The organism is Aurantiacibacter gangjinensis (genome assembly GCF_001886695.1).
Lineage (GTDB): Bacteria > Pseudomonadota > Alphaproteobacteria > Sphingomonadales > Sphingomonadaceae > Alteraurantiacibacter > Alteraurantiacibacter gangjinensis.
Window position 1 is genome coordinate 190091 of the sequence record NZ_CP018098.1, and the last position, 12923, is coordinate 203013.

Here is a 12923-nt window from a genome sequence, read left to right on the forward strand (position 1 = left end):
GGAACCGATTGCTGCGTCAATCGCCTCTTTCACGAAGGGGCGGCGCAATTGCGCGCGCCCGCTATCCATTGAGGAGCCGCCATGTCTGCCGAATGCCCCGATTTCCAGACCTTCATGGAGGGCGTGAAAAAGCGCAATCCCGGCCAGGACGAGTTCGTGCAGGCCGTGCACGAAGTCTCGCGCGATATCTTCGACTGGATCCAGGACAAGCGTGAATATCACGAGGCGGAGATATTGCGCCGCATTGCCGAGCCCGACCGCATCGTCTCCTTCCGCGTGTGCTGGGAGGATGACGACCACAATATCCGCGTGGAGCGCGGCTGGCGGGTGCAGAACAACAATGCCATCGGCCCATATAAAGGCGGCCTGCGCTTCCATCCCAGCGTCACCGAAAGCGTGCTGAAATTCCTCGCCTTCGAGCAGACCTTCAAGAACTCGCTCACCGGCTTGCCCATGGGCGGCGGCAAGGGCGGGGCGAATTTCAATCCGAAGGGCAAGAGCGATGCCGAGGTGATGCGCTTCTGCCAGAGCTTCATGACCGAACTCTACCGCCATATCGGCCCCGATGTGGATGTGCCGGCGGGCGACATCGGCGTGGGCAGCCGCGAGATCGGCTATCTGTTCGGGCAGTACAAGCGCATCACAAATCGTTGGGAAGGCGTGCTGACCGGCAAGGCCAACGAATATGGCGGCTCCCCCATGCGGGTGGAAGCCACGGGCTATGGCGCGGTGCATTTCCTCGACCACATGCTGAAACGGCGCGACGAGGAGATCGAGGGCAAGCGTATCGTCATTTCCGGATCGGGCAATGTGGCGCTGCATGCTGCCGAAAAGGCCATCGCGCTGGGCGGCAAGGTCGTGTCGCTATCCGACAGCGATGGCGTGATCCACGTGAAGGACGGGATCGGTGCCGAACAGCTCGAATGGATCAAGCAGCTCAAGATCGAAGAGCGCGGCCGCATCAGCGAAGTCGCCGACAAGTATGACGGCGTGGAGTTCCACGAAGACGGCGAGCCATGGGGTATCGATGCCGATATCGCCATGCCCTGCGCCACGCAGAACGAGATCGGTCCTGACGAAGCAAAGACGCTGGTCGACAATGGCGTGATGGCCGTGGTCGAGGGTGCAAACATGCCCACCACCAATGATGCCGTGGAGGTTCTGCGCGATGCGAAGCTGCTCTTCGCGCCCGGCAAGGCGGCCAATGCGGGCGGCGTCGCCGTATCGGGCCTGGAAATGAGCCAGAACGCCGAACGCGTCAGCTGGCAGCGCGAAAAGCTGGAAGACATGCTGGCGGACCTGATGGAAGACATCCACGGCAAATGCGTGGAGCACGGCGAATGCAGCGATGGCTATATCGACTATGCCAAGGGCGCGAATATTGCAGGCTTCCGCAAGGTGGCCGATGCCATGCTCGCTTTCGGGGTGATGTGACGCCGGACTTTCCCCTTTATCACGCCGCGCCCTCATTCTATCGGAGCAGCCATGTCTGATTATGAAACCCTTCTCGTCGAGCAGCGCGATGCCGTCACGCTGGTTACTCTCAATCGCCCGCATGCGCTCAACGCGCTGAATTCCAAGGTGCTGGAAGAGCTGATCCAAGCCTTCCGCGCGTTCGAGGCCGATGACAGCCAGCGCTGCGCCGTCGTCACCGGCAGCGGTGACAAGGCCTTCGCCGCGGGTGCGGACATCAAGGAGATGGCCGACAAGGGCAGCGCCGAAATGTACAAGGCGGACTGGTTCTCCGGCTGGACGGAGGATTTCACCCGTGCCAGCCGCAAGCCATGGATCGCCGCGGTCAATGGTTTCGCGCTAGGTGGCGGATGCGAGCTTGCTATGATGGCCGATTTCATCATCGCTTCCGAAAATGCCAAATTCGGCCAGCCCGAGATCAAGCTGGGCGTGCTGCCGGGCATGGGCGGATCGCAGCGCCTCACCCGCATCGTCGGCAAATCGAAGGCCATGGACCTGTGCCTCACGGGCCGCATGATGGGCGCCGAAGAAGCCGAACGCTGCGGCCTTGCGGCGCGGGTTGTTGCGCATGAAAAGATGCTGGACGAGGCGCTGGAGGCTGCTGCCACCATCGCGGGCATGGCCCCGCTGGCTGCCATCGCCAACAAGGAAGCGGTGGATGCGGCGTACGAGACGACGCTGGATGCCGGTCTCAAATACGAACGCCGTCTGTTCCAGGTGCTGGCCGGTACCGAGGACAAGGCCGAAGGTATGGCCGCTTTTGTCGAAAAGCGCGAGGCCAAGTGGACGGGGCGGTAGTCAGGGGTAACCGTTCCGCACCACGCTCGTCCTGAGCTTGTCGAAGGGCTGTTTTCCCTTCTGCGGTTGGCAAAAATTAAGGGCAACCCTTCGACAAGCTCAGGGTAAGCGGTTTTAGTTTTCAGGAAGTATAAGACTTGGGCGACGTAACCAGCGCCTTGCCCTCGGGCGCGAAGACTACGCTGGCAAGGTCGGTCGCATAGGCGCATTCGCCCGGGCGCACGACTTCGTCGCCGGAGATCACCAGCTCGCCGGACAGCGGCACGACCAGCAGCGGTTCCGCGTAGCTGTAGAGCAGCGCGTCGTCGGGAATGCCGTTTACGAAATCGAGCCGGAAGGGCGCATCCTCAACAAGCGAGGCGTGGCCGCTTGCGGGCACCGTGGTGCGGTGCGCGGCCAAGTTGTAAACCTCGCCCTTCGCCACTTTCAAACCTTCGTCGAGGTGCAACTGCCGGTCGCGGCCATAGTCGTAGAGCCGGAAGGTGATATCCTCATTCTGCTGCACTTCCACGATGGCCAGGCCCGGGCCGATGGCGTGGACAGTTCCCGCCGGGATATAGAAGACGTCGCCAGCCGTCGGCGTGTGCCACGTCATCAAATCCTCGATAGAGCCGTCGAGCGCAGCCGCACGCATGGCGTCTGCGTTTAGCGGCGCGTCGAAACCGATGCCCAGCGTCGCGCCCGGCGCGGCATCGACCACCACCCAGCATTCCGCCTTGCCGGTGCGGCCCAAGCCTGAAGCGAGCGCCTGCGCCGCATCGGGATGACACTGCACGGACAGCTTCTCGCCGGTGAAGAGGTATTTCACCATCAGGTCCGGCATGTCGGGCGTCGGGTCGAACCAGATTTCACCCACGCGCACGCCATCGGGAGCGACGAAAGGCGCGGGCAGCACGTCGCGGCCCCAGACCTTTTCGATCACCTTTGGCTCCAGCAGCATGGCGAACCCTTCGTCAGTCGCGGCGATAGGCGAAAATGCAGTCATGCGCGCATAATTGCCATGCATATCTTGCGATTTTTACAACGCGGTCGCTTTTTGGTGCGCGCGCGCTAGGAAAAGGGCGATGACCGCACCCGCCACAATCGCCGAAGATCCGCATTGGCTGCCGCACGCGCTGGACGTTGCGGGGCAACGGATTCACTTCGTTCGGATCGCGCGGGACCGCCTGAGCGCGACCGGTTTCCTCGCTGATGTGACAGATGAGGAGATTGCCGACGAGGCATGGCTGTCCTTTGCCGATGTGCAGGCAATGACGGTCGAGACAGGACCGATCCATTTCATCTTTCACAGCGCGTTCTGCCGCTCCACCCTGCTCGCGCGGGCGATGAACATGGACGGGGTGAGTGTCGGCATGGCGGAGCCGCAGATCGTCACGCAACTCGCAGGCGCGGGTGACGCGGCGCAGGGGCTGGTGAAGCCCGTCTGCAACCTGCTCTCGCGCCCATGGCCGGATGCGCGCGCCGTGTTCGTCAAACCGACCAATCACGCCAACATGCTGATACCTGCGCTGATGGCCGCGCGGCCCGACGCGAAGGCCGTGCTGATGACCAACCCGCTGGAGAGCTTCCTGCGCTCGGTCGATCGCCGCGCGCTGATGGGGCGGCGCTGGGGACGCCAGCTCTACCTGGAAGTCATGGGTTATGCCGGGATGGATTTCGGCATGGATGGGCGCGAGCAATTCAGCATGACGGACCTGCAGGCGGCCGGTCTCGCATGGTTCCTGTCGCAGCGCCTGTTTGCCGGGCTGGTGGGCAGCAATGAAGGAAAGCGGTTTCGCATCCTCGATGGGGATCGCTTCAATGCGGAGCGCAGCCGGACTATCGAAGCCGTGCTGGACTTCGCCGGACTGCAGGCAGACGCCTCGGCCATATCGGCGGTCATGGACGGTCCGATCTTCGCCAAGCACGCCAAGCTCGGCGGGGCATTCGCCGATCCCCAGAAGATCGCCGAAGCCTCACCCTCGTTCCAGCAAGAGTGCGAGCAGGTGGCCGAATGGATCGGCATGATCGCACAGCAGGCCGGGCTCGACGTGCCGGTGAAACAGACGCTGTTCTAATCGCGCTCCAGAAACTGCTGCACCGCAACCGTGAAGGGGGCGGGCGCATCGAGCATCACGAAATGGCCAGCAGGGCCGATATCGACAAGGAACACGCCATCCAGCGCGGAATATTGCGCGCCGTAAAAGGCGCTGATGTGCTCACGTGACATGAAGTCCGGATTGAGCGGTACAATGACAGTGACCGGCACGGTGATGGCGGCAATCTCCTGCCGCATGTCGCTCGCCATCACATCGTACATCAGCTGCGCGGCGACGCGCTGATCGGTGCGCCCAGTCAGCTCGCGCAGTCGCGGCAAATTCTCCTCGTCCAATATTTGCGTGCGCAGCGTCGAATCGGGCGCGCCGGGTCCGAGTTCTCCGTTCCAGCCTCGCGCCATCATCGCCCGCATACCTTGTGCCTGCGCCAGCACTGCAACCATCTCCGGCTCGGCTCCCGGCGGCACGAAGATATGCGCCACCCATGGCAGGGCGTCGACGATCATGATGCGCCCGGGCAGTTCGGGATGCTGCGCCGCCAGCGTCATCGCCATCAACCCGCCGGCCGAATGGCCGACGATGGCAGGCGCCTGCAGGTCGTTCTCCGCGATATAGCGCGCCAGTTCCGCAATGACAGGCGCCAGCACCTCGCCCTCCGCATTGGGGCCCGCCTCTTCGCCAAAGCCGCGAACCTGCACCAGGTGGACGCGGTAACCTTCCAGATCCTCCGCCGTTTCGCGCCACACTTCGCGGCTGGTCATCAGGCCGGGAATGAAGATGATGTCATCGCCTTCTCCGCTCACTTCGACGGAAAAGCGGGTCGGCTCGAACCGGTCCTGCGCCAGCGCGGTGGACGGCATGGGCAGCGCCGCGCCTAAGACAAGCAGGGCGATCGCCAAGGATGCGATCTGTTTCATCAGTCGGGTCATAAGGTTGGTCCTCGTGTGGATTATTGCGCCGCCTGCTCGGCGGTATCGCGGAGGAAAATCTCCTCGATCGTAAGCTGGAACACATCTGCGATCTTGAAGGCGAGCGGCAGCGAAGGATCGTATTTGCCGGTCTCGATGGCATTCACGCTTTGGCGCGATACCTCCAGCCTGTCCGCCAGGTCCTGCTGGCTCCATTGCCGCTCTGCGCGAAGTACGCGGAGGCGATTGTTCACCTGCACTCTCCCGCCACGCCCATCGTTACCTTGTCGTAGACTGCGCCCACGCCCAAGCCGAAGCACCACAGGGTCGGCCACCAGAAGGCGGCGATATGCGGCACGGGAAGGTAGGTTTCGAGGAAGCCCCAGACGGCCGCTGCGGTCAGCGTCAGGCCGCTCGCCACGAGAAGCTGGCGGACATAGAGCATGCGGAAAAACTCGTCCGTCTCCTCCACGATCAGCCGGGTAAAGATCCACGGCACGGCGGCGAAGGCGAGGCCGGGCAGGGCTGCCAAGGCATAGGCGGCCGGCCCGGCGAGGCCGTTATCCTCGATCAGAATTTCGCAGGCGTAGAGCGAGCCAATATAGAGGGCCATCGCGGCGGCTATGCGCCAGAAGTAACGACGGGTTGCGGCAGTCGCGCGTTTGCTGATGGCGATCATCATGCTTCTCCTTTACCGGCGCCGATCATGCCGAAGCCGAGGCCGATGGCCCAGGCTGGAAACACCCACCATGCCCAGATGTGCGGGACGAGACCGAATGTCTCGAGAAAGCCCCAGCCTGTTCCCAGCACCAGCACGAAACCGAGCCCGACCATCGAGGCGCGGACCGCCTTGTACCGCTGATATTCGTCTGTCTCTTCGCGCAGGTAGCGCATCATCGTCCAGATCATGCCGAACGCCGGGAGCATGGGCAGGAGTGCAAGACCCCACATGAGCGTAGAGCCGTCTGCAATGCGGTTCGCGATGCCAGCGCTTCCCAGCATCAGCACCGAATAGATGGCGCTGCAGATCAGGAAGCGGCGATTGTAATCGCGCATCGCTCGCGTCATCGCGCCCTTTTGTTCCTGCAACTGTTTGCCCGATTTGATGATCGGGATCAGCAGCACGAAATTGAGCGCGAGGACGATCCAGAAGGTCGGGGCGTTGATCGCATCGGTGATGTGCAGCACCGTGATGACGGCGGCATTGGCGAAAAACAGGCCGATCCACAGACCCGGCTTCGCCTTACTTTGCGTGGTGGCGGTCATTCCTTCCTCCGTGCGAAAATCCCGCAGCAGCGCATGCGCGACGATGTCGCCACGGAGAGCGCGGGGATGGTGTAGAAGATCGGCGTGGCGGTGCTTTCGCTCACCAGACCGGCAGCAACCGCGAGCGCCAGGACAACCATCGCCGAGGCCCAGAGCAGCGCTTTTTGGATATCGCTCATATCAAGCTCCCTTGAAAATATGTAAAGGGAGCTAGACACGATTCGCCCGCTTGTCAAGCGACATTGACATTGTGATTGGCACGCTTGACGCCAACCGGCGGTCGGCGAAGCAAACACTTTCCTACACAGCGATTGCTGCGACAGGCTCCTCCGCATGATATCGCCCCGCCCCAAATACCTGCTTTATCGGCCTTTTCGCTCATATCTTGCCCCACGGCCTTTTTGCGTCTGGACAGTGCTCCAGGTGCTCCAGGTTAGCGCCGTGCACGGACCGCCTCGGGTCAAAGATAGCCACCCCAAAGCCGGTAGCGACGTTATCTTGCCATTCACCGGGTCGCGCCTACATTGGGTCTCACGAAAGGACTCAATCGACATGAGCGACAATCGCGAGCCGGAAGAAGGCAGCGGCAATCCCTGGATGAAAAGCCTGATGGTATGGGGCGGGATCTTCCTCGCCCTGTTGCTGGTGGTGACCATGGTCGGCGGACCGCGCGAACCGGCAGGGACGGCGATCCCGTATTCGGACTTCAAGGACAAGGTGGCCGAAGGCTCCGTTGCCGAAGTCGCCATCGCGCCCGATCGCATCAGCGGCCAGCTGGAGAATGGCGAGCGGTTTACCACCACGCCGGTCCCCGATCCGGAGCTGGCGGCAGAGTTGCAGGAAGCCGACGTCGTCTACAACGGCACCGAGGCCGAGCAGATGCCGCTGCTGCTCGTCGTGCTGATCAACGCGCTGCCCTTCCTGCTCATCCTGGGTCTCGCCTTCTTCGTGCTGCGGCAAATGCAGAAAGGCGGCGGCGCGGGCGGTGCGATGGGTTTCGGTAAGTCGAAGGCCAAGATGCTGACCGAAAAGCAGGGCCGCGTCACGTTCGAGGATGTGGCCGGTATCGACGAAGCGCGCGAGGAATTGCAGGAAATCGTCGAGTTCCTGAAAGACCCGCAGCGCTTCAGCAAGCTGGGGGGCACCATCCCTAAGGGCGCGCTGCTGGTCGGCTCGCCGGGTACCGGTAAGACGCTGCTAGCCCGCGCAATTGCGGGCGAGGCGCGCGTGCCCTTCTTCACCATTTCCGGCTCCGACTTTGTGGAGATGTTCGTTGGCGTCGGCGCAAGCCGTGTGCGCGACATGTTCGAACAGGCGAAGAAGAATGCGCCCTGCATCGTCTTCATCGACGAAATCGACGCCGTGGGCCGCCATCGCGGCAACGGCATCGGCAACTCGAATGACGAGCGCGAGCAGACGCTGAACCAGCTGCTGGTGGAGATGGATGGTTTCGAGGCCAACGAAGGCATCATCATCATCGCTGCCACCAACCGCCCCGACGTGCTCGACCCGGCGCTGCTGCGACCGGGCCGTTTCGACCGCCAGGTCGTGGTGCCGATCCCCGATATCGATGGGCGCGAGAAGATCCTTGCCGTGCACATGAAGAAGGTGCCGCTGGCCCCCGACGTGAACCCGCGCACCATTGCGCGCGGTACGCCCGGTTTCTCCGGCGCGGACCTTGCCAACCTCGTCAACGAAGCGGCGCTCCTTGCGGCGCGCCGCAACAAGCGCCTTGTCGCCATGCAGGAATTCGAGGACGCCAAGGACAAGGTGATGATGGGCACCGAGCGCAAGTCCATGGTGATGACCGAGGACGAGAAGAAGATGACCGCCTATCACGAGGCGGGCCATGCGCTCGTTTCGCTGAACGAGCCGGCATCGGACCCAATCCACAAGGCCACCATCATCCCGCGCGGCCGCGCGCTAGGCATGGTGATGCGCCTGCCGGAACGCGACAACTACTCCTACCACCGCGACAAGATGCACGCGAACCTCGCCGTCGCGATGGGTGGCCGCGTCGCAGAAGAGATCATCTTCGGGCATGACAAGGTATCGAGCGGCGCATCGGGCGACATCCAGTATGCGACCGATCTGGCGCGCAACATGGTCACCAAATGGGGCATGAGCGACAAGCTCGGTCCGCTCCAGTATGAGGCGAGCCAGGAAGGCTATCTCGGTATGGGCCAGACGACCCGCACCATGTCCGGTGCGGAGACCAACAAGCTGATCGATGCCGAAATCAAGGATCTCGTCGAAAGCGGCCTGAAGCGCGCCACCGACATCCTGACCGAGCAGGAGGACAAGCTCCACCTGCTCGCCCAGGCCATGCTGGAATACGAGACGCTGACCGGCGACGAAATCGACCAGCTGATGAAGGATGGCAAGATCGACCGCCCCGACACGCCGACCGGCCCGATACCGGTCCAGCCTGCGCATGGCTCGCTGGTGCCCAAGGCCGGCAAGCGCTTCGGCGGCGATAGCGAGGCTCCCCAGGGGGCCTGAGCGGGAGCCACCAGGCACCTTCGTGCATTGTCGTGAAGATCAAGGAGGTCATGCCATGACGAAACTGAATGCTATCCTCGTCTCCGCGCCGCTGCTCATGCTTGCTGCAGCCTGTTCGCCGGAGACGGCGGATAATGCGGAAACCACGCTAGAGAACGCTGCTGCCGACACCGCTGAAAACGCCGAAGTCGTGCAGGAAGTTGTCGAGGATGCGGCCATTGTCGCTGCTGACGAAGTGAGCGAAGGCGCCGCCGATTTGCGTGACAACATGGCCGATGACGAAGCGGCCGAAGCCCAGACCGACGGGCAACTCGACGGCACAGACTGACCGGTCGAGGCTTTCCTACAGATATGGACATGGACATGGGCGGTGCAGCGATGCGCCGCCCTTCACATATGGTTCACCCTCGAGAAAGGAAAGCGGCGCGCATCATCAATGGGAGAACCCGAACGTGCGCCTAGTCTTTGCCGCCATCTTCGCCATGAGCCTGTCCATTCCCGCCACCGCTTCGGCGCAGGACATGCGTCTGGACGAGTTTCTCGAAAAGGCGGAGCGGCTGGAGCGGCGCGGCCCGCTCGCGCTGCTATCGAGCGACTTCGGGCTGTTGAAGGACGAGGTGGAGGCCAGCGCTGCTCTCTACCGCAACCGCATCGCCAGCGACCGCGCAGCGGGCCGCACGCCGCATAGCTGCCCGCCCGAGCAGGGCAGCGCCAGGCTCTCGTCTGACGATGTCCTCTCGCATCTGCGCAGCTATCCGGCGAGTCGCCGGCCCAGCATCACCATCCGGCGCGCCTTCTTCGACATGATGGCGCAGCGCTATCCGTGCAACTGAAGCGTCTCAGAAGGCGCCTAGAGCCAGCAGTAGCCACAGGAACAGCGTGATGATGATCCAGATGAACAGGCTCAGCGCCATCAGCCGCCAGAATGCTGAGAACCGCCTCAATTCGTATGAATAGCGCAACTGCTTGTACATGTGTACCGGCACAATCAGCATGGCTGCGACCACCAACGCGCCCGCCTCGATACCAGCCTTCGCCAGCAGCGATAGCGTAATGAAAAGCAGCGTCACGAAGCTGAGCGAATAGGTGACGAAAATCGCATGATCGTAGCCTGCAAACCGCCGTCGCCACAGGAAAAGCAGATACATGAAGGGGATCGAGATCGGGATCAGCATCCAGCTGAATTTGTAGGCATTGGCCTGCAATTTATAGATCATCAGGTCCGGGTCCTGCTGCCACTTCTCGATCAGCACCTCGTCCAGCGCCGGTATTCCGATTGTACCGACGAAATTGGTGCGGGAGTTGGCAGCAAGATCGAGCGCCTCGATCTGCTCCAGACCGTCCAGCACGGTTTGCGCCTCTGCCAGCCGGGTTTCTGCCGCTTCCCGCTCTTCTGTGCTGGCATTCTCTTCTATCGCGTCGAGTCGCTCTTGCGCCGTGTCGCGCTCCGCCTCGGCGCGCGCTTCGATCCGTTCGACTGCAGCCTGCGTGTCGGGTGACTGCAGGCCGGTAGGCGCGGTCAGGCCCAGCACCTGGAACACGGCGAACATCAGGAAGACACCGAACAGGAACAGCGCCATGGGCGAAACGAAGCGCGCCCGCTCGCCATCGATATAGCGCCGCGTCAGCTTGCCGGGGCGAAACACCAGCATCGGCAGCGTGCGCCATAGCTTTCCTTCGAAATGCAGCGCGCCGTGCAGCAATTCGTGCACGAACGCGCTGATAGTGCGGTGGATGAGCCCCTGCTGCCCGCAAGCGCTGCAATAGGCGCCCGTCAGCTGAGCGCCGCAATTGCGACAATTGTCGGGCTGGTCGGGATGGGCATCCTTCGCGCCCGAATCCGGTTCGATCGCGCGTGCGAAAAGCCCGCCTTCTGCAGCCGAGCCGAGCCCGCCGAACCAGTCACTCATAGCAAACCGTCCCCTTGATCCACTGCCGATCCTAACGCTGCGGGCAGAGCAGGTCGAGCCGGAACAAAAGAGGATCAAAGCCGTCATGTAGGAAAGGAGACTGCAAGTGACCGCACCTACACCCACCGAAGCCCCCAAGGCCGATCCGGTATCGAATGCCGAAAAGGATCCGGAAAACTGGACGACGGGGGACGAGAATATGACCGGCGCGCAGGCCAGCTATCTCAAGACGCTGAGCGAAGAGGCCGGGCAGCCCGATGCTTACGATCCGCAGCTGACCAAGGCGGAGGCGTCCCAACGCATCGATGCGCTGCAAGAGGAAACGGGCCGGGGCCAGTAAGTCTTTTGCCGCCAACAAAAAGGGCCGCGCCTCGCAGCGCGGCCCTTTTTGGACATTCGACGATCGCGAGGATCAGCCTTCGTAATCGGCACCGATCGAGGTGGAGCGCGTGGGGGCGGCAGCCGAGAGGCGCATGGCCTCTGCCGACTGGCTCAGCGAACCGATTTCGTCCGCCTCGTCTTCCTCGTCGGGCAGGATCGTCTGCAGCGACTGCACCAGCGATTCGTTCAGCGCCTTGGGCTTTACGGTCTGCTCGGCGATTTCGCGCAGCGCGACGACCGGGTTCTTGTCACGGTCACGATCGAGCGTGATTTCCGCACCGCCGGAGATTTCTCGCGCACGCTGGGCGGCCAGCAGGACGAGATCGAAACGGTTGGGAACTTTGTCGACGCAATCTTCGACAGTAACGCGCGCCATAGAGCACTCCGGAAAAATCGAGGGTATCGGAAAGCGTGCGAGGTAGGCGGATTGCGCAGATTCGTCAAGGTTTCCCTCAGCGCCGCGTCTGCTAACAGGGTGGCAATGACGCAAACAGCGCAACCCTATCGCGAGCCGGACCCGTTTACCGCCGAAGCGCAGGGTCTTTCCTTCACATTCTATCCCGACGGTGCCGACCGCAAGGCGGCCATGTTGGAAATGATTGAGAGCGCGCAGGAAAGCCTGAAAATCGCGTTCTACATTTTTGCCAGGAAGGGTGTGGGCGAGGAGATGCGCGACGCGCTGGTGGCGGCGGCAAAGCGCGGCGTCGAGGTCACGCTGATCGTCGACGGGTTCGGGGCAGAGGTGGACGAGGATTTCTTCGCCGACCTGACCGCTGCTGGGGGCACATTCCTGTGCTTCCTCGCCAAATGGAGCCGCCGCGCGCTTATCCGCAACCACCAGAAAATCCTGATCGCCGATGACAAGGCCGTGATGCTTGGCGGCTTCAATATCGAGGACGATTATTTCGCCCCGCCAGCAGAGAATGGGTGGAACGATCTAGGTTTTCGCATGGAAGGCGAGGCGGTGGGCCGTGTGGCTGAATGGTATGCGCAGCTCGTCGAATGGGCGAGCGACGACAAGGCGCAGTTCCGCGACATCCGCCGCCGCGTGGAACATTGGGAGTCAGGCGATGCACCGGTGCAATTGCTGATCGGCGGGCCGACCAAGGGCAAATCGAGCTGGGCGCAATGCGTCGCACGCGATCTGCAGGAAGGCGAGCGGCTGGACATGATGATGGCCTATTTCTCGCCTAACAAGAAGCTGCGGGAGAAGATCCATGCGATCGCCCGCAAGGGCAAAACGACGCTCATCATGGCCGGCAAGAGCGACAATGGGGCAACGCTCGGCGCCAGTCGTGCGCTCTATGGCAAGCTGCTGGAAGCCGGCGCGAAGATCTACGAATTCATGCCCTGCAAGCTGCATACGAAGCTGATCGTGCTGGACGACGCGGTCTATATGGGCAGCGCCAATTTCGACATGCGCAGCCTTTATGTGAACTTGGAAATCGTGCTGCGGATCGAAGACGCCGTGCTCGCCGACCGGATGCGCGAATTGCTGGAGCACCGCCGCAGGGCCAGTGACCGCATCACGCAGGCCGAGTATGAAAAGGATGCCACCCTGCTGACCCGCGCCAAATGGTGGGCGAGCTGGTTTCTCGTGTCGGTCGTGGACTACAATGTCAGCCGCAAATTAAATCTGGGGCTGTAGC

At 62.4% G+C, this 12923-nt stretch carries 16 protein-coding genes; 8 read left to right on the forward strand and 8 right to left on the reverse strand.

Annotation, left to right across the window (positions count from 1 at the left end; all coding sequences use genetic code 11):
- Nucleotides 1-81 precede the first annotated feature (81 nt).
- Together gdhA and BMF35_RS13085 are read left to right on the forward strand one after the other, a co-directional pair.
- The gene (gene gdhA, locus BMF35_RS13080) at nt 82-1434 is read left to right on the forward strand and encodes an NADP-specific glutamate dehydrogenase (protein ID WP_047007886.1); all 1353 of its coding nucleotides are present in this window, start codon (nt 82-84) and stop codon (nt 1432-1434) included.
- Nucleotides 1435-1485: 51 nt separating this feature from the next.
- Nucleotides 1486-2271, forward strand: coding sequence for an enoyl-CoA hydratase-related protein (locus tag BMF35_RS13085; RefSeq protein WP_047007885.1), 786 nt, complete (start codon nt 1486-1488; stop codon nt 2269-2271).
- Between the two features lie 121 nt (nt 2272-2392).
- Here BMF35_RS13085 and BMF35_RS13090 read toward each other — a convergent pair whose 3' ends face one another.
- Complete coding sequence (locus BMF35_RS13090; RefSeq protein WP_236781604.1) at nt 2393-3256, reverse strand: class I mannose-6-phosphate isomerase; 864 nt, start codon at nt 3254-3256, stop codon at nt 2393-2395.
- Nucleotides 3257-3335: 79 nt separating this feature from the next.
- On the opposite strand from BMF35_RS13090, the gene BMF35_RS13095 reads away from it, so the two are divergent.
- Entirely contained in the window at nt 3336-4328 is a 993-nt protein-coding gene (locus BMF35_RS13095; protein WP_047007884.1) for a hypothetical protein, read from the forward strand.
- On the opposite strand, the gene BMF35_RS13100 is transcribed toward BMF35_RS13095, so the two are convergent.
- The 5 genes from BMF35_RS13100 to BMF35_RS13120 are packed head-to-tail and all read right to left on the reverse strand — an operon-like array spanning nt 4325 to nt 6660.
- Nucleotides 4325-5236 (reverse strand): alpha/beta fold hydrolase, encoded by a 912-nt coding sequence (locus BMF35_RS13100; RefSeq protein ID WP_082115752.1) that lies wholly within the window; start codon nt 5234-5236, stop codon nt 4325-4327. The two genes, BMF35_RS13095 and BMF35_RS13100, sit on opposite strands and share 4 nt — an antisense overlap.
- Nucleotides 5237-5256: 20 nt before the next feature.
- Nucleotides 5257-5469 carry a helix-turn-helix transcriptional regulator gene (locus tag BMF35_RS13105; RefSeq protein ID WP_047007938.1) on the reverse strand — a complete coding sequence of 71 codons (213 nt, stop codon included), beginning with the start codon at nt 5467-5469 and terminating at the stop codon, nt 5257-5259.
- On the reverse strand, nt 5466-5897 hold the full coding sequence (locus BMF35_RS13110; protein ID WP_052766162.1) for a hypothetical protein: 432 nt from the start codon (nt 5895-5897) through the stop codon (nt 5466-5468). Before BMF35_RS13110 ends, BMF35_RS13105 begins: the two co-directional genes overlap by 4 nt.
- Nucleotides 5894-6481, reverse strand: coding sequence for a hypothetical protein (locus BMF35_RS13115; RefSeq protein WP_052766161.1), 588 nt, complete (start codon nt 6479-6481; stop codon nt 5894-5896). Before BMF35_RS13115 ends, BMF35_RS13110 begins: the two co-directional genes overlap by 4 nt.
- On the reverse strand, nt 6478-6660 hold the full coding sequence (locus tag BMF35_RS13120; RefSeq protein ID WP_047007883.1) for a hypothetical protein: 183 nt from the start codon (nt 6658-6660) through the stop codon (nt 6478-6480). Before BMF35_RS13120 ends, BMF35_RS13115 begins: the two co-directional genes overlap by 4 nt.
- Nucleotides 6661-7033: 373 nt before the next feature.
- Between BMF35_RS13120 and ftsH the strand changes: the two genes are divergently transcribed.
- The 3 genes from ftsH to BMF35_RS13135 all read left to right on the forward strand — a co-directional run bounded on the left by ftsH (nt 7034) and on the right by BMF35_RS13135 (nt 9816).
- Nucleotides 7034-8983, forward strand: a complete 1950-nt coding sequence (gene ftsH, locus BMF35_RS13125) for an ATP-dependent zinc metalloprotease FtsH (protein WP_047007882.1) — start codon at nt 7034-7036, stop codon at nt 8981-8983.
- A 55-nt stretch (nt 8984-9038) separates the two neighbouring features.
- Entirely contained in the window at nt 9039-9311 is a 273-nt protein-coding gene (locus tag BMF35_RS13130) for a hypothetical protein (RefSeq protein WP_047007881.1), read from the forward strand.
- 124 nt (nt 9312-9435) lie between these two features.
- Nucleotides 9436-9816, forward strand: coding sequence for a hypothetical protein (locus BMF35_RS13135; protein WP_052766160.1), 381 nt, complete (start codon nt 9436-9438; stop codon nt 9814-9816).
- 6 nt (nt 9817-9822) lie between these two features.
- On the opposite strand, the gene BMF35_RS13140 is transcribed toward BMF35_RS13135, so the two are convergent.
- Nucleotides 9823-10893 carry a DUF3667 domain-containing protein gene (locus BMF35_RS13140; RefSeq protein ID WP_047007880.1) on the reverse strand — a complete coding sequence of 357 codons (1071 nt, stop codon included), beginning with the start codon at nt 10891-10893 and terminating at the stop codon, nt 9823-9825.
- Between the two features lie 106 nt (nt 10894-10999).
- On the opposite strand from BMF35_RS13140, the gene BMF35_RS13145 reads away from it, so the two are divergent.
- The gene (locus BMF35_RS13145) at nt 11000-11233 is read left to right on the forward strand and encodes a DUF3072 domain-containing protein (protein WP_047007879.1); all 234 of its coding nucleotides are present in this window, start codon (nt 11000-11002) and stop codon (nt 11231-11233) included.
- 72 nt (nt 11234-11305) lie between these two features.
- Here the strand turns inward: BMF35_RS13145 and rpoZ are convergent, their stop codons facing one another.
- On the reverse strand, nt 11306-11650 hold the full coding sequence (rpoZ, locus tag BMF35_RS13150; protein ID WP_047007878.1) for a DNA-directed RNA polymerase subunit omega: 345 nt from the start codon (nt 11648-11650) through the stop codon (nt 11306-11308).
- Nucleotides 11651-11755: 105 nt separating this feature from the next.
- Here rpoZ and BMF35_RS13155 point away from each other — a divergent pair, with 105 nt between their 5' ends.
- Entirely contained in the window at nt 11756-12922 is a 1167-nt protein-coding gene (locus BMF35_RS13155) for a phospholipase D-like domain-containing protein (protein ID WP_047007877.1), read from the forward strand.
- The last annotated feature ends 1 nt before the right edge of the window (nt 12923 follow it).

What these genes read in the sequence shown, in the direction of transcription:
- gdhA (WP_047007886.1), top strand. Translation starts at nt 82, where the DNA reads ATGTCTGCCGAATGCCCCGATTTCCAGACCTTCATGGAGGGCGTGAAA.
- BMF35_RS13085 (WP_047007885.1), top strand. Translation starts at nt 1,486, where the DNA reads ATGTCTGATTATGAAACCCTTCTCGTCGAGCAGCGCGATGCCGTCACG.
- BMF35_RS13090 (WP_236781604.1), bottom strand. Translation starts at nt 3,256, where the DNA reads ATGACTGCATTTTCGCCTATCGCCGCGACTGACGAAGGGTTCGCCATG.
- BMF35_RS13095 (WP_047007884.1), top strand. Translation starts at nt 3,336, where the DNA reads ATGACCGCACCCGCCACAATCGCCGAAGATCCGCATTGGCTGCCGCAC.
- BMF35_RS13100 (WP_082115752.1), bottom strand. Translation starts at nt 5,236, where the DNA reads ATGACCCGACTGATGAAACAGATCGCATCCTTGGCGATCGCCCTGCTT.
- BMF35_RS13110 (WP_052766162.1), bottom strand. Translation starts at nt 5,897, where the DNA reads ATGATGATCGCCATCAGCAAACGCGCGACTGCCGCAACCCGTCGTTAC.
- BMF35_RS13115 (WP_052766161.1), bottom strand. Translation starts at nt 6,481, where the DNA reads ATGACCGCCACCACGCAAAGTAAGGCGAAGCCGGGTCTGTGGATCGGC.
- BMF35_RS13120 (WP_047007883.1), bottom strand. Translation starts at nt 6,660, where the DNA reads ATGAGCGATATCCAAAAAGCGCTGCTCTGGGCCTCGGCGATGGTTGTC.
- ftsH (WP_047007882.1), top strand. Translation starts at nt 7,034, where the DNA reads ATGAGCGACAATCGCGAGCCGGAAGAAGGCAGCGGCAATCCCTGGATG.
- BMF35_RS13130 (WP_047007881.1), top strand. Translation starts at nt 9,039, where the DNA reads ATGACGAAACTGAATGCTATCCTCGTCTCCGCGCCGCTGCTCATGCTT.
- BMF35_RS13140 (WP_047007880.1), bottom strand. Translation starts at nt 10,893, where the DNA reads ATGAGTGACTGGTTCGGCGGGCTCGGCTCGGCTGCAGAAGGCGGGCTT.
- rpoZ (WP_047007878.1), bottom strand. Translation starts at nt 11,650, where the DNA reads ATGGCGCGCGTTACTGTCGAAGATTGCGTCGACAAAGTTCCCAACCGT.
- BMF35_RS13155 (WP_047007877.1), top strand. Translation starts at nt 11,756, where the DNA reads ATGACGCAAACAGCGCAACCCTATCGCGAGCCGGACCCGTTTACCGCC.